Below are 19,412 nucleotides of genomic sequence, written 5' to 3'. Positions count from 1 at the left end.
TGAGCATAGATAACGATGTGACTGGAGGGTGAGTGCGCAGCCAACCCCAAGGCATCTTGAAGGATGACGTGTATCAAGGAGCGGTGATGTATTACGGATTTGACATCGGCGGGACCAAAATTGCGCTGGGCGTGTTTGATAAGCAACGTCGTTTGCAATGGGAAACACGCGTCCCTACGCCTCGCGACAGCTATGACGCTTTCCTTGATGCGGTCTGCAATCTGGTGACGGAAGCGGACCAGCGGTTCGGCGTTAAAGGTTCGGTAGGCATCGGCATTCCTGGCATGCCGGAAACGGAAGACGGCACGCTGTATGCGGCCAATGTTCCTGCTGCCAGTGGTAAGCCGCTCCGCGCCGATCTCAGCGCTCGCCTTGACCGCGATGTGCGTCTGGATAACGATGCTAACTGTTTTGCTCTTTCCGAAGCCTGGGATGACGAGTTCACCCAATATCCGCTCGTGATGGGGTTGATCCTCGGCACCGGTGTTGGCGGCGGTCTGGTGTTTAACGGGAAATCCATCACCGGGCGCAGCTATATCACCGGCGAGTTTGGTCATATTCGTTTGCCAGTCGATGCGCTGACGTTGATGGGCTTTGATTTCCCATTGCGCCGCTGCGGGTGCGGTCAACTGGGATGCATCGAAAGCTATCTTTCCGGCGGTGGATTTGCGTGGTTGTATCAGCATTACTACCATCAATCGCTGGATGCCCGGGAAATTATCGCGCTGTGGGAGCAGGGTGATGAACAAGCACGTGCCCATGTTGAACGCTATCTGGATTTGCTGGCGGTGTGCCTTGGGAATATCCTGACTATCGTCGATCCTGATTTGGTGGTGATTGGCGGAGGCTTGTCGAATTTTACCGCTATTACGACGCAACTGGCGGACCGACTGCCACGTCATCTGCTGCCGGTTGCCCGGGTGCCGCGTATTGAGCAGGCGCGACACGGTGATGCGGGCGGGATGCGCGGAGCCGCTTTCCTACATCTTACCGATTAATACAAAGAGGTTGTTATGCTGTCGCGCCGGGGTCATCGGTTAAGCCGCTTTCGTAAAAATAAACGCCATATGCGCGATCGCCTGCGTCAACGAATCTTTTTCAGAGACAGAGTGGTGCCTGAATTGATGGAAAAACCAAGAGTGCTGGTACTGACGGGAGCGGGAATCTCCGCTGAGTCAGGAATTCGAACCTTTCGCGCGGCGGATGGTCTCTGGGAAGAACATCGGGTAGAGGACGTTGCGACTCCGGAAGGATTTAGTCGTAATCCGCAACTGGTCCAGTCGTTTTATAATGCCCGTCGTCATCAGTTGCAACAATCAGAAATCCAGCCTAACGCGGCGCATATCGCGCTGGCAAAACTCGAAGCCGAGCTGGGCGACCGTTTTTTACTGGTGACGCAGAATATTGATAACCTGCATGAACGTGCGGGCAGCCAGAACGTAATCCATATGCACGGCGAACTGCTCAAGGTTCGCTGTTCGCAAAGCGGGCAGATTCTGGAGTGGACTGGCGATGTGACTGCGGAAGATAAATGCCATTGTTGCCAGTTTCCGGCGCCGCTGCGCCCGCACGTGGTGTGGTTTGGTGAAATGCCGCTGGGCATGGATGAAATTTATATGGCACTGGCAATGGCCGATGTGTTCATTGCGATTGGTACATCGGGCCATGTATACCCGGCAGCGGGGTTTGTGCATGAAGCTCGACTACATGGGGCGCATACGGTAGAGCTAAATCTCGAACCGAGCCAGGTAGGAAGCGAGTTTGAAGAGAAGTATTACGGTCCGGCAAGCCAGGTGGTGCCTGAGTTTGTTGAGAAATTATTGAAAGGACTGTGATTTTTTTGCCCGATACGCGCAGCGCCATCGGGCATTCCTTACAACGCTGAATTAACGTCCTGCTTTCAGCTTCTGATAATACTCTTCATAGATAGCGCTGGCGGAACCGACATCGTTCTGCCATTCCCCTTTGTTGATGGTTTCTGCATCAGGGTAGAGGGTTTTATCGTTCGCGACTTCAGGGCTTAACAGCTTACGTGCTGCCAGGTTTGGCGTCGGATAACCGATGGTTTCCGCGACTTCTTTCGCCACGTCCGGGCGTAGCAGGAAGTTAATCAGCTTCAGCGCACCTTCTTTATTTTTTGCGTTTGCTGGAATAGACAGGCTGTCCATCCAGAAAATCCCACCTTCTTTCGGCCATACCACTTCCAGCGGTGTACCTGCCTGCCGCGCAACATACGCGGAGCCGTTCCACACCATCCCCAGATTGACTTCGCCTTCCATATACGGGTTGGCCGGGTTGTCAGAGTTAAATGCCGCGACGTTAGGCATCAGCTTCTTCAACTCGTTATAAGCGGCTTCAATCTCTTTAGGATCGGTGGTATTGCCGGAGTATCCCAGCTTGCGCAGCGCCATCTGGAACACTTCACGCGCATCATCCGTTAACAGCAGGCTACCTTTGTACTCCGGTTTCCACAGATCGGCCCAGCTGGTTACTGTTTTCGGGTCGATGGCATCGCTATTGATGCCAATGGCCGTCGCACCCCAGATATACGGGATAGAGTAGTCATTGTTGGGGTCGAATGGCTTGTTGAGCATTTCCGGATCGAGGTTGTGGAAGTTGGTCAACGTCGACTTGTCGATCTTCTGGATCATGCCTTCTTTGCGCATTTTATCGACGTAATAGGTGGACGGAACCACCAGATCGTATGCGCCGTCTTTATAGGTTTTGAGCTTGGCGTACATGGTTTCGTTCGACTCGTAGGTCGAATAGATAACCTTAATGCCGGTCTCTTTGGTGAACTGCTCCAGCAGTCCAGGCGGGACATACTCGGTCCAGTTATAGAAATAGAGCGTGTTGTTGTCATTAGCGTGAGCGGCGCTCATGCCCAGTGCCAGAGCACCCGCCGCGAGCAGGTGGCGTGACCATTTTTTCATCATTTAACGTCCCCTGAATTAAGGGCCTTAGCGGCCCTTGGTTTTATCACGTGCAATAAGCTGGCTGGCAATCACCATAACCAGCGACAGAACCAACAAAATGGTCGCCAGCGCGTTCACCTCTGGTGATACGCCGACTTTTACCATTGAGTAGATTTTTAACGGCAAAATTTCATAACCAGGCCCGGTAACGAAGGACGACACGACGACATCATCCATCGACAACGTAAAGCTCAGCAACCAGCCGGCAGCCACTGCAGGCATTGCCAGAGGCAGTATAATCTTGCGCAGAATAGTCACTTCACTGGCGCCGAGATCTTTGGCGGCTTCAAGCATTCGTACATCAAAACCTTTCAGACGTGAGTAAACCGTCACCACCACAAAAGGTAGACAAAAAGTGATATGCGAGAACAGCAGTGACCAGAAACCCAGTTGAATGCCGATCAGCATAAACAGCACCAGCAAAGAAATCGCCATTACGATATCCGGCGACATCATCACCACGAACAGCATGCCGCTGACAAACGGTTTACCGCGAAAACGGTAGCGGTACAGTGCAACCGCTGTGAGTGAGCCGATCAGCGTGGCAAACGTGGCGGATAGCACCGCCATCGTCAGCGAGTGTTGCGCTGCCTGTAGCAGGCTGTCGTTGTTCATCAGCAGGCCGTACCATTTGGTGGTAAAACCCTGCCAGTTGATGCCAAAGCGCGAGCTGTTAAAGGAGTTCACAATCAAAATAATGATTGGAATATACAGATACGCGTAGATGGCGGTCATAAAACCGCCTCTGAGCAGCCGACCGATCATTCGCGTTTCACCTTCTTGTTCAGAAGGCGCGATGTTTTCAGAGTATTGAAAATAATCAACTTTTTCTCTTCTCCAAAATCTCTCCAAAACTTCTCGCCAAAACAGATAGCCAAAAAAGAAGCAGCTATCACTAAGGCCGCGAATTTTACAACAATTTTTAGGATGATCGGGAAAAAAAGGCCATTTAAATGACCCGCTTTACCCATTCCTGACTGCGAGTGTCGGTATAGCAATCGGTTCAGGGAACAATTAGCGCACGCTGCCGCTGTGGTGGTAAAGAGGAGGTACTTGACTGCAAAGCCACGAAAGAGCATGGCGTCCCAGTGTTTGAAACCTGTGAACGCTGCAGGGAGCATGCTTAACGAAGGGTAACGAAATTGACGGGAATAGTGGTTTTTTGGATATCAATTTCCTGGACCGGTGGTAACAAAAACAGAAAACACCAGAACGGCGTTTTACGCTATCTACAGCGTAAATCTCTTGAATCACCCTGTTTTACGACACAAGAATTTACCTTTAATGACACCGTCAAAGAAACGGCCTTTAGATTGCACCGTGAGAAAAGAGTTATAGATGCTTTCAGGAACGCCCACATACTGGAAAGTTGAAGAATTTACGAACCCAATCTCCAGTATCTTTTCTAATGGGTAGTAACCAATAAATTTTATTTTTGATGAAATCATTGCCTGTCGTTGCATTTTTTCTCCTTCAATTTTTTTAATTTTCCTTCTCTGATAATACACTGATATGAAACAAAAGGAGCATAGTTTTGTAAATGTTATGGTTGTTTCAGAGTTTACTGGTTGGATGAAATGATTTTCTTTGTTGCTTTAATTTCCTGAACTGCGAAAAATAGCACGAAAATTCGTTGCTGGATTTTTACGGATTGACACGGGCTTTCCTTTAAGTAACTGATAAATATATTCTATTTTATTTTTCGTTATCCAGGGGGCGACCGGCTGTATGTTATTGCTGGTGAACAGAACTCATTGATTATGCTGTCTCAGTTTCCATTTCTAAGATTTTGCGAAAAATTAAATGAAAAAATAACTTGCTATTGTTTGTGGGGTGTGTGATTAATGAGGGGTTGGTTAGGTACACAGACCCATTAAAGCGGTTTAGTAAAGCAGTTCTCATCTCAAGCGTTATCCACAGATAATCCTTTCTTTTGAGCCTTCTTATCGTTACTAATTAGATTGTGTGCGAAGCCCTTTTCGCCGTAAGGCTACATAGAATTTAAGGAATTACCTGTGTCTAATAAAATGACTGGTTTAGTAAAATGGTTTAACGAGTCTAAAGGTTTTGGTTTTATTACCCCTGACAATGGTAGTAAAGATGTGTTTGTACACTTCTCTGCTATTCAGAGTGGTGGCTTTAAAACGCTGAATGAAGGCCAAAAAGTTGAGTTCAGCATTACTGCTGGTGCAAAAGGGCCGTCAGCTGAAAACGTTGTAGCTGCCTGATATTTTTCCTGATGTAAACCAATATACGATAGCGAAGACGGTGAATGCCTGAGTAGATATATTGGTTTTTCAGAAACTCAACATCTGTCGACATAAAGCTGAACAGATGTCTGAGTCTAATCATTGGGTAGAACAGTTGAAATGATTATTTTATGAATGTCATTTGTTGTTTTACCTCTGTAGTTTTTCTTGCACGCTTAAGTGCATTCGTAAAAGCTAACAACATCCCAAAAATCGCTGGTGCTATAATATAAAGAAAATTATATTATTTTAGATTCCTCATGTGAACTGATAAGAAATATTTATTTTTTATTGCTTTTAATAGTGAGTTGTAACCTGATACTGAAAACCAAGAGAAATTATTAGTTAAATAGATCTTTTGGATATCACTGCGGTAGTGAGTGTTGTAGCAAATAAAGGCTAACATCATGACCGACCATATTTATTTTAAGTGCCCTTGTTGTCATGGGTCACAGTACAGAACTTCCCATTTTGATGTGACTGAGAAAAATCCCTTTGGTGCAAAGTGTATTTTTTGTAAATCATCAATGATCACACCTGATAACTATGCGCCATATACTTCCAGTAAATCAAATGAACAGGTGTTGCGAAAGTAACATTTGGCTCTGACCTTCCAGTTAAGGCGGCAAGATTCATTATGGCCGGGCACTGGTTTAAGTCCAACAAGGGCCGCCAGTCAGCTACTACCTCATCGAATTGAGCGGGCGACTTTTGAACTTGCAGGAGACGAGGGTTTGATCCTCTATGGTTACACCATGAATAAAAACCTCGTTCTAACGGGGTTTTGTCATTTCAGGGTTATCCGTGCAACATACAAGTAAGTTGGGCAAAGAATTGTATTTTTTGTTTTGCTATTAACATCATGTCTGATGTGTAACGGTATTACTAATAACCATATAAAGGGCAACGCATTGAGAATCATACAAAACCATATTATGGCCCAGGAAATTGGTGAAACAGTTATCCAGCTACTTGAAAATGGCAAAAGGGTTACGACAGGGAATATCATTGATTTGCTCGAACGGAAAAGTCATGCCTTGCACGGTCAAAAGGCCGATGAGATAAGAGAAATATTGATATTTATCAGGAAAAAATCTGTTCTGTAAGCGCTTTTGTGATTAAGGTTGATAGTGCTTCAAGTTGGATAGCAAGCTGAATGCTCAACCAAACATATCCGTGAACGGCGCTTTCAATGATTTCCTCACCCTCATTGGCGAGCAAAAGACAATGCAACTCTTTAGTAATTTCGAGAAGATGCTCGCTATTTGATGCTATCGGCGTTGGGTTTCCTTCATGCAAGGCATGTGCGAGGGTGTTGAGGGTGCTACGGGTCATTTGTTCCATATCTGACAGCGTGTGAGTATTCAAAATGAGAAATCGACTGCCACGGGATGCCCAGTGGGCATTTATCTGAAATTTTTGCGCCGCTATCATATCGCGGGTTATCGATTGAATATCTTCAAGTAGACTCTTCGCAATCTTTGTTTCTTTATTTACTGGTGTAATAAGACTGCGCATTTTTACTACATTATTCAACGCACGCGTTTGAAGTTTGGTCATTCTCGGGGGCGCAAGAACGTTTCGGGATACTCCCGCAGTTGTTATTTTTAGATAATCAGAAAGAAAGTCAGCAAGTTGTATACGCCAGTTAATGAATGCTCTTTGGGGAAAAATGCTGGTAAACAACATCGCCAGAATGCATCCTATAATAATGTTGGTGCTTCGCCACAATGCTGTTTGTAAGTCTCCTGCAGGAGCGCTGCTGACAACCGCCAGCGTGATACCAATCAATAATGCGGCATAGGGACGTTTACTCATGGCCAGAAAACCACAAAGGAAAGCTGCGCATCCACACCACAGCATCATCATAGTGAGAGAGTATATTTCAATGTGTAATGCGATGATCCCCAAAATCGCACCTCCTACAGTTCCCGCCATACGTTCAAGTGCCCTGGGTATCACATTGCCCATGTAACTAATTGGTCCCATGACCACAACCAGTGTAATCAGGGGCCAGGAGTGGTCTGGTAAATTCAACATTCTTATTAGTAAGAAAGTTATAACAAATGCTAAAGCAATACGGATCCCATGAACTCCGCGATAGTTGCGGTAAATCTTAAGTTCTAAAGGACTTATCGGTTTATTCCGTTCAATGGAAAAAATATTGTTTTTCATTAGTTAAAATCTTTAACATAGACAGAATTATAAAGAATGTTCAGATATACACTGAAAAAATAATCTCGTCTTACTTTTTTAACTTATAAAAAAGGAGGGCGATGCCTGACATAGGTTATTGTTAATCAATTGCTAATGCAGTAGCGAAAGAAGAGGTGTTTTTTAATACCCACATTATCTGTGGATTTACCATTATGGTGGTAAGCGGTTCTACACATCTTGAGTGGCCCCTGACTTAAATTCAACATGTTGACTTTGACAGATATTAAAAAGTTGTGGACTTCTAAAATACTGGTTAGCATGTTTAAAACGTTTTCTTTTACAGGTTGTTATAAGGCTAATCAAAACAGGTCAAATGGTGTCTGTGCACGGCTTTATATCAGCAACGGTATCATTATATTAATAACAATGCACTTTGATGAGCTAAGGCCCGGACCAAAGCTCATGAAATATAAGTTCTGGCTACATTAGATGGAAGCAGTACACAACCTATTCATGTGTTATCGAAAAGCAACTACGTAAACAGAAAGTGCAAGTGCGAGAAATATCCAGTATTGAGAATGGTAATGGAAAAGTTTGAGCATAAATATCCTCCACAGATTCGGTTCCTAATTAATGGCAGATTTAAATGTCAACAACAAACAAAAAAGCATGGGCATTGATTGTTTGATTGTTTCATATTGTTTCAGTGATGCGCTATGACGGTGCGTTTGCACCAACAATAGGATTTTTGCATTGTTATGGTGAGCTTAGTGTCAGCCGGGCATTAAGACGCGATCAATCTACTGATAAATATAACCCAGGCAGCCATATGCGGCTTTTTCTATCCTGTCTGACACTCTTTGCCAGCTGCACACCGGTACAACAAATCTTGCCGTTCCTGCCAAAAGCAAAACAGCAGGAGCTGACGTTGTAATCCTCTCTGATATGCTCGGAAATTTCGTGGTAGAAGCTAAATATTATGCTGAGATGGAGGAAATACGACTCTTCCGTGAGTCAAAATCCCTGAAAACTTAGGGTGATAGATAAAGGTCTTAAGCAGCATGACATAATTTTCGATTTAAGCTATTTAAATTCATTTTTATGATAAGAATCATGTGCGATTTCCCTATAAAACTAAATCTTGCTATGTTTGGTTAATCATGCGTTAATGAATTCTTGGTTTGTAACGAATTTATCTAAAGCAAGTGCTGTATTAATTTTATTTATTGTTCCTGTTGAGATTTCCTTGCTGGCTTTTCTCTCTGATGATTTTTTTCGGACCATTCTGCCCAAGGGCTTACTCAAGAAAGGTAATAATTATGTCTAATAAAATGACTGGCTTAGTTAAATGGTTCAATCCTGAAAAAGGTTTTGGGTTTATCACCCCTAAAGATGGCAGTAAAGATGTGTTTGTACACTTTTCTGCTATCCAGAGTAACGATTTCAAGACACTGAATGAGAATCAGGAAGTTGAGTTTAGTGTTGAACAGGGACCTAAAGGCCCCTCAGCAGTTAATGTCGTGGTTGTATAAGGTAACTGTTATTACACATCATATTCACTTCAGATGCCCGTGTTGCCACGGATCTCAGTACAGAACGTCGAGCTTTGATGTTACTGAAAAAAATCCTTTCGGAGCAAAATGTATTTTTTGCAAATCGGGAATGATCACATTTGACAATGTTGCGCTATACATTCGTTCTGGTCAGACTTCGTTAGATTTTAGAAAATAAAGTTCAGGTTCCTTATGGAGCCTTTTTTGTATGCTAAACCGTTCATCTCTGTACGAACCATCACGGTATCATTATGAAAAAAGTAATCGTTTTTTTTAACTCAGAACCGGCAGTTGTTGTATCCGTAATGAAGGGAATTACTTCGATAATGCGTGAGTTTCCCAATGGGGAAAAAGCACACCTGTCCGTGATGTCAGCTGGATTTCCATCTCTGACAGGAGACCATAAAATAGTTTATGTTGCCTCTGATCGCGATGTCAGTTCCGAAGAGATTCTCGAGGCAGCATCGAAGCTTTTGAAGTGACATCTGATTGTTTCTTTACCGACCGAGATAGTAGTCCAGCGGTTTGCAGATGTTTTGCGCTTTTCTTGTATGAAGATTGTACTGCAACCTCTTGATTATTGAGTCTTTCCATTCTATCTTTTAAACATGTCAGCGCTGTTATAAGTGCTCCACGGGGAATGTTACATACTTGGCGTTGATACGTTAGAGATCAAGAGAGGTAAATAATGAACGTCGAAGAGTTAAAAACAAAAACTGAAGCGGATATTTCTGAATTCATTACAAAAAAAATTGTTGAACTCAAAAAAAAGACAGGCAAAGAAGTTTCCGACATCCAGTTTACTGCTCGTGAAAAAATGACTGGGCTTGAAAGCTATGATATTAAAATTACATTGATCTAATCGTTAAAAACCCAGCTTGAATGAAAAGCATTATCTTAAAAGGTAATGCTTTTTTATTGCTGTCAAAAAATTTGGATGTTGTCAAAACCTTCATTTTTAATCATAGAGACAAGGCCTGACTTTTTAATGGGGCCTTTCCGATGCCAGTCCGCGCTATCGGGCTACTGCTGGCTCAGGGCAGGGAATGCACTTGTCGGAAATTTCGTGGTCAGTGGGTATCACATTGAGGGGAGTGGGATGACGTAGTAGCCTGCGAATGGGTTAATTATCATTTCGGTCGGGATTGTTAGATAACCCAACTCCTACTTTTACCGCAGCAAACAACATAATGCACAGAGCGGTAATGACGGTAAATACCAATGAAAGGCTGGTAATCATAAATTTTCTTCATTTCAGATGGATTTGATTATTAGACTAAGGCATAAAGGAAAAGTTCAGGGTAAATATCATAGTATTTCCCGGAAAAAATATCGAAGCGGGTCATTGTATACCAGAGCGGGCTGCAGGGAGCCGTATCGAAGAGTGGCGGGTCAACGGTCTCAACGGCCCCTGTGGCTGCAAATATCTATCTTGGCAAACGTCGTCATCTACCCTGTGATATCCCCCTTTTGGATAAAGAATAGGACGATAAATTAAATGGTTAAATTTTATCCAAACGTGGTACAGTGAATCTCATTCATCGAAAGGGTAATCACCATGTCTCTCATCGATTACGCAATGAAGTACCTCGGCGGCGTATCGACGACTACTGTCATCTGCCCGGCCTGCGGCTTACGTTCATCCCAATCTATTTCTAAAATTCGCCTTAAGCAGACAATGCTGTGTCCTGGCTGTAAAACACTGTTTGTTTCACCACGATAACCCTGACACTTAGTTGCACCTAAACCCGGTGTTCTATACTTAAGTCAAATCCCGGCAGCTGTTAAATCCCTGATGCCTTACGCCCATCCTGAGAGAACGTTTCTGAACTGATTTCGCAACTGCTCCTGCATGCTAACTCTGCATCAGAGCAATGCTATGAAAATGAACCCCAGGGCGTGGTTTAACCGCTCCCATATTCCGATGAATGCTACCGAAAGCGTAACGTTTTCGGCGAACGATCCTGCCGGTGAAAGCACGCTGCAGTCAGAACTCTTTTCGACCGCCCAGATGGAACGCTACGGTCAGAAGCTCGCACGGACCCATAAATTATCGCCGGATAAACATCCTTATTATCTTCTAAAAAGACTCGGCGAGAATGAGGCCATCATTACCCAAAGTTGTTATGAGCTTAACGCGGGTAAAAAGACCAGCATCATGCCTGCCGGGGAGTGGTTGCTGGACAATTATTATCTGATTGAGGAACAAATCCGCACTGTCCGCCAGCACTTGCCGAAAAGCTTTGGTAAAGGTCTCCCGTCGCTGATGTCGCCGCTGAATTGCCCTCGAATTTACAATATTGCATCAGAGGCCATTGCTCACGGTGACGGGCGCTGGGATGCCGCCAGCCTGACCAGCTATCTCACCGCCTATCAACAGGTGACCCCGCTGACATTAGGTGAAGTCTGGGCGTTACCGGGAATGCTGCGCCTGGCGCTGATTGAAAATCTTCGTCGTATCAGTATCGAAGTGATCAAAGCGCAGCAGGACAGAACGCTGGCTGATATGTGGATAACAAAGATTTTCGGATGTGCAGAGAATGCCCCTGGCGATTTAATCATGGTTGTTGCCGATATGGCACGCTCCCGACCTACGTTAACCAGTGCCTTTGTCGCAGAGCTGGTGCGGCGTCTGCAGGGGCATGGCAATGCGCTGTCGTTACCTCTGACCTGGGTTGATCAGTGCCTTCGGGAACAGGGGATCACCACCGACGTTCTCATACATAATTTCAATCAACAGCTTGCCGCCAGCCAGCTATCTGTCAGTAACAGTATCGCGGGTCTGCGATTACTGAGTGAAACGGATTGGGCTGATTTCGCCGAAACGATAAGTGTCGTCGAACAGGCATTACGCAATGATCCTGCCGGTATCTATCCTCGGATGCACTTCAATACCCGGGATCATTACCGGCACGTTGTTGAGGTCCTGGCCAGAGACAGTGGTCTCAGCGAGCCTGAAGTTGCTGACAGGGTGCTGACGCTTTCAGGAAACAGTGCTCCCGATACACTGGAATATCATGTTGGTTATTATCTCGCAGGCGAAGGTCGGCAGTCGCTGGAAATTCATCTGTTAGCAGACACCTCAAGGTTCATGCGTCTGCGGCACAGTTTCAACAGAATAACCCTGCTGTCATGGCTTGGAAGCCTGGCGTTGTTGACAACCGCAACGACCGCGGCAATTTTGCACGAAACAGCCATGCAGGGCGCAGACTGGCTGTTGATCGCGGTGATATTCCCTCTGATTATCGCTGTAACTCAGTTAATGAGCGATCTACTCAGTGACGCCACCACCCGTTTTCGCGTTCCTCGCCCCTTGCCGCGGATGGATTTCTCAACCGGCATTCCCCCTGACAGCGCCACTCTGTTAGTCATCCCCTGCATGCTGACCAGCCACGCAAGTTTCAGCCAACTCCTCACCAGTCTTGAAGTCTGCTGGTTGGGGAATGAAAACGAAAATCTCAGGTTTGCGCTGCTCACTGATTTCGCTGATTCTGCAAATGAACCCTCGCCGGAAAGCCAGATGCTGCTCAGACAGGCGATCGCCGATACGCAGGCGCTGAATCGCCGCTATCCCTCCAGCCGCCCGCGTTTTTACCTGCTACACCGCCAGCCTGAATGGAACCCTGCGGAAGGAACGTGGATGGGCTATGAACGCAAGCGGGGAAAACTGGCGTTACTGAACAGTTGGTTGCGCCATCCAGGGACTCAATTCGTCAGCGTTGCAGACATGCCTGCTAACCTTTTACCGGGCCATATTAAATACGTCATTACCCTGGACAGTGATACGGTGCTGCCGCGCGATACGGCGCACAAACTGGTCGCGACAATGGCGCATCCGCTGAATACGCCAGAGTATGATCCGGTACGCCAGAGGGTTGTCAAAGGATTTGGCATTTTACAACCTGGCCTTGCGGAGGAGATTCCACGCAACGGTCAGGGACGTTACGCCGCCATGCGCAGCAGCATACCGGGCAATAATCCCTATTCGATGATGTCTTCGGATATCTATCAGGATCTTTTTGGGGAAGGATCGTTCGTGGGGAAAGGGATTTACGATGTTGACATTTTTATGCAGGCCACGGCCAACACCTGCCCGGAAAACCTGGTTCTCAGCCATGATCTACTCGAAGGATGCTATGCACGTTCGGGTCTGCTCAGTGAGGTGTTACTCTATGAACAGTACCCGAATAATTATCTTTCGGATGTTGCACGCCGTTCACGCTGGATCCGGGGTGACTGGCAACTGCTTAACTGGCTGAAACCACGTGTCAGAAGAGCCGATGGAACCCGGACCAGGAATCCGCTGACCGCGCTTTCTTACTGGAAATTACTTGATAATCTGCGTCGCAGTCTGGTCGCCCCCTCATTACTGGTATTGCTGTTCTTCACCCTGCTTGGGGTACCTAATCCGGTTTACTGGCTGGGCTTACTGTCGCTGATATGGCTGTTGCCAACCATCCTCTGCATCACCCATGACCTGCTGCATAAACCTCTGCGTCGCCGCCTGAAGCCGCATCTGTTACTGGTAGGGGCGGGTGCGCTGAAGCGTTTGTCAGGTATCGGCCTTAATTTTGCGATACTGCCGCACGAAGCCGGATATTCGCTAAAAGCGATCGCCGTGACGTTATGGCGATTGGGGATCAGCAGGCGTCACCTCAGCCAGTGGGTCAGCCACAGCCAGGACAGCAATCAGGCCGGCCCCACTGTCGCGCGTTTTTATCAGGCGATGTGGCTGAATGTTGCATGTGGTGTGATGCTGATAATTCTGACCGGACAATTTGCTCCACAACTGCTGGGGATTGCGTTGCCGATCGGTTTGTTATGGTGTGTGGCACCGCTGCTGATGAGCTGGCTGAGTCGCCAGCCTGCGCGTAAGGTGTTTTCGCCCAATCCGGAACAAAAACAGCTGTTGCGCCAGACAAGCCGTGAAATCTGGGCGTTTTTTGAAACCTTTGCCACAGAAAAAGAGAACTGGCTTCCGCCTGATAATTACCAGGAAATACCGCAGCCGACGGTGGCCCATCGAACTTCTCCTACCAATATTGGCCTTTCTCTCATGGCTAACCTGACGGCATGGGACTTTGGCTACCTGCCCGGCGGGGAAGTGCTCCGGCGCGTGTCGCTCACGCTCGACACAATGGATAAAATGGAGCACTACCGGGGCCATCTCTACAACTGGTATGACACTCGTACGCTGGCCCCCCTCAGCCCACGCTATATCTCAAGCGTTGACAGCGGCAACATGGCAGGGCATTTGTTGACACTGCGTGCAGGGCTGTCCGCCATGCGTCATCAGCCAGTTTTAAATCGCCAACAGATACTGGCAGGACTGAACGATACGCTGGATATTCTGGAAAAACAGTGGGGTCAGAACCCGCCTGACAGCTTGCGGTTGCTGCGAAAACACTGCCTGAGCGCGGTGTCGCTCTCTCCGCAGACATTTTTCAGCGAGCTGAAAAATATGCGCACCCAGTGCAATCACCTGAACACGCTATGCCATCAGGGATCTCCTCTTCAGATGCGTTGGGCAGGACATCTGGAGCATCAACTGGTTCAGCTTTGCCATGAGTGGTCGCTGCTGCTTGGCTGGTTACCTGCATCCTGGAACGAACAGACGCTGCCGACTTTGTGCGAGCTTGCCCGCGCAACATTTACTGGTGTAGGACCCCCCCCGGCGTCAGCGACGGAGCAGGCCCGGATGCGACTCAATATTATCACTGAACTTGAACAACGGCTGGATGAGCATGCCCGGATGGATTTCGCCTTTCTGTACAGCGAAGCAACCAGTCTGCTCAGTGTTGGCTATAACTGTGACACGAATATGCCTGACAAGAGCCACTACGATCTTCTGCCGTCTGAAATCCGCCTGACCAGCTTTCTTGCCATTGCCACTAATCAGCTACCTCTTAAAAGCTGGTACGCGCTGGGGCGACTGTTCACCACCATTGACAATGAAACCGCCCTGATGTCATGGAGCGGGTCAATGTTTGAATACCTGATGCCGAATCTGGTAATGCCCACCTGGCCTGGCAGCCTGCTCGATGAAATGAGTCAGTCGGCGGTTATGCGCCAGATTCATTGGGGGAAAGAACGCGGAGTACCGTGGGGCGTTTCAGAGTCTGGTTATCATGCTTTTGATGTTCAGCATAATTATCAATATCAGGCATTTGGTGTGCCGGGTCTCGGCCTGCGCAGGGGGCTTGCCGATGACATGGTAGTCGCCCCTTACGCCACACTGCTGGCGTTGATGGTCTCCCCACAGAAAGCCTGTGAGAACCTGATCAGGCTGCAAAAAAATGGCGCACATGGTGAATACGGTTTTTATGAAGCGCTGGACTATACTCCCTCTCGCCTCGCAACCGGTCAGCTCTATGCGGTGGTTCAGTCCTGGATGGCGCATCACCAGGGCATGGCGTTTCAGGCGCTGGCTCATGTGCTACTTGACGCCCCGATGACTGAACGCTTCATGTCCAGTACGGTCTTCCGATCAGCGAGCCTGCTGTTACAGGAACGCGTGCCGGATGCGGTCGATCTGTACAGCCCACGCCGTCATTTTGAATCTCATGAGGGCAGGGTCAAACCCGTTCGCTATGAACCCCGTATTTTCTATGGCGTGGACACGCCAGCCCCGGATATTCAACTGCTGTCCAACAACCATTATCATCTGATGTTGACCACGGGCGGCGGCGGCTATAGTCGCTGGAATAATATTGCGCTTACGCGCTGGCGCAGTGATACCACCCGCGATAACTGGGGAGCATTTTGCTATATCCGCGATATACAGACGGGGAATGTGTCGAGCAATACCTGGCAACCGACAGCCCACACCAGCGGGCATGACGAAGAAGTGATATTCACCGATGCGAGTGCTGAATTCAGACGCACTTTCGATGGGCTCAGCGTCAAAACTCAGGTTGTGATCTCCCCGGAGGATGATATTGAGTTGCGACGACTCACACTGATTCATCGTGGTCGCCAGCCTCGCTCTCTGGAACTGACAACCTATGCCGAAGTAGTACTGGCGCCTGAAGCCAGCGATCTGGCACACCCGGCATTTAGCAATCTGTTTATTCAGACGGAACTGGATCCTGAGCGTGACGCTATTCTTTGCCACCGGCGCCCGCGTTCCCCGGGTGAAGCGAGTCCCTGCCTGTTTCACATGATGGTGGTGCATGGCGATAACCTTCATAACGTTTCGTTTGAAACAGACAGGGCAAAATTTCTTGGTCGTGGCAGAAACCCTGCGGATGCCCAGGCAATAAAGGCAGGCGGGGCGCTCAGCAACACGTCGGGGTCAGTGCTGGATCCGATCCTGGCAATACGCCACACCATCACTCTGCAGCCGGGGCAGCCGGTCACGATTGATATCATTTATGGCATCAGCGAGACCCGCCAGCAGAGCCTGGCGTTGCTGGAAAAATACCGCGATTACCCTATCGCTGATCGCGTCTTTGAACTGGCCTGGTCTCACAGTCTGGTGGTGTTACGCCAGATGAACGCCAGTGAAGATGATGCCACTTTGTTTAATCGTCTTGCCAGCGCGGTGCTTTACCCTGTCCAGGAGCTGCGCGCCGAAGGCCAGGCGATCAGCCGCAACCGGCGTGGTCAGTCCGGTCTGTGGGGCTGGGCAATTTCAGGCGATCTGCCGATAGTGCTGATCAGTATTACCAGCGAGGAAAGTATTGCTTCAGTGACCACACTGATTCAGGCGCACCGTTACTGGAGACAGAAAGGACTGGATGTTGATTTGGTTATCCTGAATAACAGTCCCGGCGGCTACCAGCAGGGCTTACAAAATCAGATTATGGACTTAATTTATGCCGGGTCTGAAGCCAGCCTGCTGGACAAAACGGGCGGTATTTTTGTTCGTAATGGCGAGCATCTCTCTGCTGAGGATAAGTTGCTTTTGATGAGCGTGGCCTGTCTTTATCTTGATGACCGCACAGGCAGTATTAATGAGCAGCTTAATCAGCGTACTCACACCCTTAAACCTCATGCCAGAGCACTCATTCCACGGGCTGTACGCGAGCGTAATCAACATACGGACTGGAGTCCCGATATCAGTCAGTTATGCCATTTCAATGGGTACGGTGGATTTTCTCAGGATGGTCGGGAATATCAGATTGTCCTGCGGGAAGATGCGCAGACACCGGCACCCTGGTCAAACGTACTGGCAAATGCCCGTTTTGGCACTGTGATTTCAGAGGCGGGACAGGCCTACTCCTGGTATGAGAATGCACATGAATACCGGTTGACACCGTGGGAGAACGACCCGGTGAGCGATCGCAGCGGCGAGGCGTTTTATCTGCGCGATGAAGAGAGCGGTGAGTGTTGGTCACCGACGGCCTTACCTGTTCGCGGACATGGTGATTACCTGACCCGCCATGGTTTCGGTTACAGCGTGTTTGCCCATCGAGAGAGTGGTATAGACAGCGAGCTGACGGTCCTGGTTGCCGAAGAGGCGCCGGTTAAACTGGCGCTCCTGACGCTCAGTAACTCTTCGGGGCGGACACGCAAACTTTCCGTCACCGGCTATGTGGAGTGGACGCTCGGAGGAACACGAACTCGCTCAGCCCCTCACATTGTGACTCATGCGGCCAGACCGCCTGGCGGCTGCGGAGTGCTGGCGAACAACTTTTATGGTGATAACGGTAGCGGTCGTACTGCCTTTTTTGCCGTCAGCGGTAATGACTGTTCGTTGACCGGGGATCGCCGGGAGTTTATCGGTCGTAATGGTTCTCTGCACGCCCCGTCGGTCATGAAGCTACGCAGGCTTTCAGGTAAAACGGGCGCCGGTCTGGATCCCTGCGGAGCAGTACAATCGGCGGTTACCTTAATTGATGGCGATCAGAGGACGTTTATTTTTATCCTCGGCGCAGAGGAGAATCATATTCGAGCTCAGGAGACGCTTGCCCGTTATATGAATGAGGAGACGGTCCGCGAGGAGCTGAACCGGGTTCACAACCACTGGCACAATGTGCTCGATAAAATCGCGGTTAACACCCCCGACACATCGGTAAATTTACTGGTGAATGGCTGGCTATTGTACCAGACGGTAGCCTGTCGCCTGATGGCTCGCAGCGGTTACTACCAGTCCGGCGGCGCATTTGGTTTTCGCGATCAACTGCAGGATACGCTGGCGCTGAGCCATGCTGATCCGAACCGGATGCGAGAACAGATAATCCTCTGTGCATCACGGCAATTTATTGAGGGTGATGTACAGCACTGGTGGCACCCGCCACACGGCAACGGGGTGCGCACCCGCTGTTCCGATGATTATCTGTGGCTTCCGCTTGCCGTTTGCCACTATGTTGAAACGACGGGGGATATGGATGTACTGGAAACACGTATTCCTTATCTGGAGGGACGTCCGCTTCAGCCTGGTGAAGAGTCTGCCTATGATACGCCGGTCATCAGCGGTACCGAAGAGACGCTCTGGTTACACTGCGTCAAAGCCATTAAGTATGGACAACAGTTCGGGGAGCATGGTCTGCCGCTGATGGGGGCGGGTGACTGGAATGACGGCATGAACCGGGTGGGGATCGACGGCAAGGGTGAAAGCGTCTGGCTGGGCTTCTTCCTGTTCGACATTTTGCAGCGGTTTGCGGCGCTGGCTGATCGCAGGCTGGATGAAAGTGTCGCCTCAATGTGCCGTTCACAGGCTGTGCGCCTGCAAAGCAATCTCGAAGCCCACGCCTGGGATGGCGAATGGTACCGGCGTGGATATTTTGACGATGGTACTCCCTTGGGGTCGAAAGCCTCACAGGACTGCCGGATCGATGCGATTGCCCAGAGCTGGTCAGTATTGTCCGGGGCCGCTAGCCCGGGACGGTGCGCAAAGGCCATGCAGGCGCTGGATAAGCACCTTGTGGATAGCGAGGGGGGACTGATAAAACTATTGACGCCGCCTTTCGATGGGCACGGTCCAAATCCGGGTTACATACAGGGCTACCTGCCTGGTGTGCGGGAAAACGGAGGGCAGTATACACATGGCGCTATCTGGGCTGTGATGGCATTTGCCCGAATGGGGAATGCCGATCGTGCCTGGCAACTCTGGTCCATGCTCAGTCCGATAAATCATACTCTGAATGTGAACTCCGTCGGGATCTATAAAGCCGAGCCTTATGTCATGAGCGCTGATGTCTACAGCGTCGCTCCCCATATCGGACGTGCCGGATGGAGCTGGTATACCGGTTCATCAGGCTGGGCCTGGCGTTTACTTACCGAGGAATTACTGGGGATAAAACGTTCCGGTGCTGACCTTACGGTTCATGCCCGGTTGCCGGATGGGTGGCCGTCTTTTTCTATGGCTTATCAATATGGCGAAAGCCATTATCAGATTAGTGTCTCACGCGGCGATGCAGAATATCGCGTTACACTGGATGGTGTTCTCCTCCCTGATGACAGAATACCGCTGCGGGATGATGGACAAAACCATACGGTTGAGATTATTCAGAACTGACACTGAGTCCGGACGC

General features: G+C 48.7%; 15 protein-coding genes and 1 pseudogene. 11 read left to right on the top strand and 5 right to left on the bottom strand.

Going from position 1 to position 19,412, the window contains the following annotated elements; all coding sequences use genetic code 11:
• The first annotated feature begins 86 nt into the window (after positions 1-86).
• A complete protein-coding gene (gene nagK, locus GFC06_RS18705) occupies positions 87-998 on the top strand; it encodes an N-acetylglucosamine kinase (RefSeq protein ID WP_153690512.1) in 912 nt (303 codons plus the stop codon).
• Between the two features lie 15 nt (positions 999-1,013).
• Positions 1,014-1,835, top strand: coding sequence for a Sir2 family NAD+-dependent deacetylase (gene cobB, locus GFC06_RS18700; RefSeq protein WP_016152685.1), 822 nt, complete (start codon positions 1,014-1,016; stop codon positions 1,833-1,835).
• Between the two features lie 51 nt (positions 1,836-1,886).
• On the opposite strand, the gene potD is transcribed toward cobB, so the two are convergent.
• Together potD and potC are read right to left on the bottom strand one after the other, a co-directional pair.
• Positions 1,887-2,933, bottom strand: coding sequence for a spermidine/putrescine ABC transporter substrate-binding protein PotD (gene potD / locus GFC06_RS18695; RefSeq protein WP_029139492.1), 1,047 nt, complete (start codon positions 2,931-2,933; stop codon positions 1,887-1,889).
• 27 nt (positions 2,934-2,960) lie between these two features.
• Positions 2,961-3,740, bottom strand: a complete 780-nt coding sequence (gene potC / locus GFC06_RS18690) for a spermidine/putrescine ABC transporter permease PotC (RefSeq protein ID WP_003030794.1) — start codon at positions 3,738-3,740, stop codon at positions 2,961-2,963.
• A gap of 239 nt (positions 3,741-3,979) precedes the next feature.
• Between potC and GFC06_RS18685 the strand changes: the two are divergent.
• A pseudogene (locus GFC06_RS18685) lies at positions 3,980-4,087 on the top strand (antitermination protein Q); the annotation flags it as partial.
• Between the two features lie 138 nt (positions 4,088-4,225).
• Here GFC06_RS18685 and GFC06_RS18680 read toward each other — a convergent pair.
• Positions 4,226-4,438 (bottom strand): KTSC domain-containing protein, encoded by a 213-nt coding sequence (locus GFC06_RS18680; protein ID WP_016152687.1) that lies wholly within the window; start codon positions 4,436-4,438, stop codon positions 4,226-4,228.
• Between the two features lie 552 nt (positions 4,439-4,990).
• On the opposite strand from GFC06_RS18680, the gene cspE reads away from it, so the two are divergent.
• Together cspE and ymcF (GFC06_RS23275) are read left to right on the top strand one after the other, a co-directional pair.
• The gene (cspE, locus tag GFC06_RS18675; protein ID WP_005127641.1) at positions 4,991-5,203 is read left to right on the top strand and encodes a transcription antiterminator/RNA stability regulator CspE; all 213 of its coding nucleotides are present in this window, start codon (positions 4,991-4,993) and stop codon (positions 5,201-5,203) included.
• 428 nt (positions 5,204-5,631) lie between these two features.
• Positions 5,632-5,820, top strand: coding sequence for a cold shock small protein YmcF (ymcF, locus tag GFC06_RS23275; RefSeq protein WP_071600303.1), 189 nt, complete (start codon positions 5,632-5,634; stop codon positions 5,818-5,820).
• Positions 5,821-6,307: 487 nt separating this feature from the next.
• Here the strand turns inward: ymcF (GFC06_RS23275) and GFC06_RS18670 are convergent, their stop codons facing one another.
• Positions 6,308-7,399 (bottom strand): FUSC family protein, encoded by a 1,092-nt coding sequence (locus tag GFC06_RS18670; protein ID WP_153690511.1) that lies wholly within the window; start codon positions 7,397-7,399, stop codon positions 6,308-6,310.
• Positions 7,400-8,700: 1,301 nt separating this feature from the next.
• On the opposite strand from GFC06_RS18670, the gene cspG reads away from it, so the two are divergent.
• The 4 genes from cspG (at position 8,701) to GFC06_RS18650 (ending at position 9,796) form a co-directional block, all read left to right on the top strand.
• Positions 8,701-8,913 carry a cold shock protein CspG gene (cspG, locus tag GFC06_RS18665; RefSeq protein ID WP_016152690.1) on the top strand — a complete coding sequence of 71 codons (213 nt, stop codon included), beginning with the start codon at positions 8,701-8,703 and terminating at the stop codon, positions 8,911-8,913.
• 10 nt (positions 8,914-8,923) lie between these two features.
• The gene (ymcF, locus tag GFC06_RS18660; RefSeq protein WP_094169075.1) at positions 8,924-9,112 is read left to right on the top strand and encodes a cold shock small protein YmcF; all 189 of its coding nucleotides are present in this window, start codon (positions 8,924-8,926) and stop codon (positions 9,110-9,112) included.
• A gap of 73 nt (positions 9,113-9,185) precedes the next feature.
• Entirely contained in the window at positions 9,186-9,416 is a 231-nt protein-coding gene (locus tag GFC06_RS18655; RefSeq protein WP_019076503.1) for a hypothetical protein, read from the top strand.
• 206 nt (positions 9,417-9,622) lie between these two features.
• Positions 9,623-9,796, top strand: coding sequence for a GnsA/GnsB family addiction module toxin (locus tag GFC06_RS18650; RefSeq protein WP_016152691.1), 174 nt, complete (start codon positions 9,623-9,625; stop codon positions 9,794-9,796).
• Between the two features lie 261 nt (positions 9,797-10,057).
• On the opposite strand, the gene GFC06_RS23575 is transcribed toward GFC06_RS18650, so the two are convergent.
• A complete protein-coding gene (locus GFC06_RS23575; protein ID WP_350185928.1) occupies positions 10,058-10,174 on the bottom strand; it encodes a YnaM/YnfT family protein in 117 nt (38 codons plus the stop codon).
• 318 nt (positions 10,175-10,492) lie between these two features.
• Between GFC06_RS23575 and GFC06_RS23450 the strand changes: the two genes are divergently transcribed.
• Positions 10,493-10,657 (top strand): YnfU family zinc-binding protein, encoded by a 165-nt coding sequence (locus tag GFC06_RS23450; protein WP_175299807.1) that lies wholly within the window; start codon positions 10,493-10,495, stop codon positions 10,655-10,657.
• Positions 10,658-10,813: 156 nt separating this feature from the next.
• A complete protein-coding gene (locus GFC06_RS18645; protein WP_153690510.1) occupies positions 10,814-19,396 on the top strand; it encodes a GH36-type glycosyl hydrolase domain-containing protein in 8,583 nt (2,860 codons plus the stop codon).
• The last annotated feature ends 16 nt before the right edge of the window (positions 19,397-19,412 follow it).

The sequence above is a fragment of the Citrobacter braakii genome (assembly GCF_009648935.1).
Lineage (GTDB): Bacteria > Pseudomonadota > Gammaproteobacteria > Enterobacterales > Enterobacteriaceae > Citrobacter > Citrobacter braakii.
Note: the sequence above shows the minus strand (reverse complement) of the source record. Positions and strands in the feature narration are given on the sequence as shown.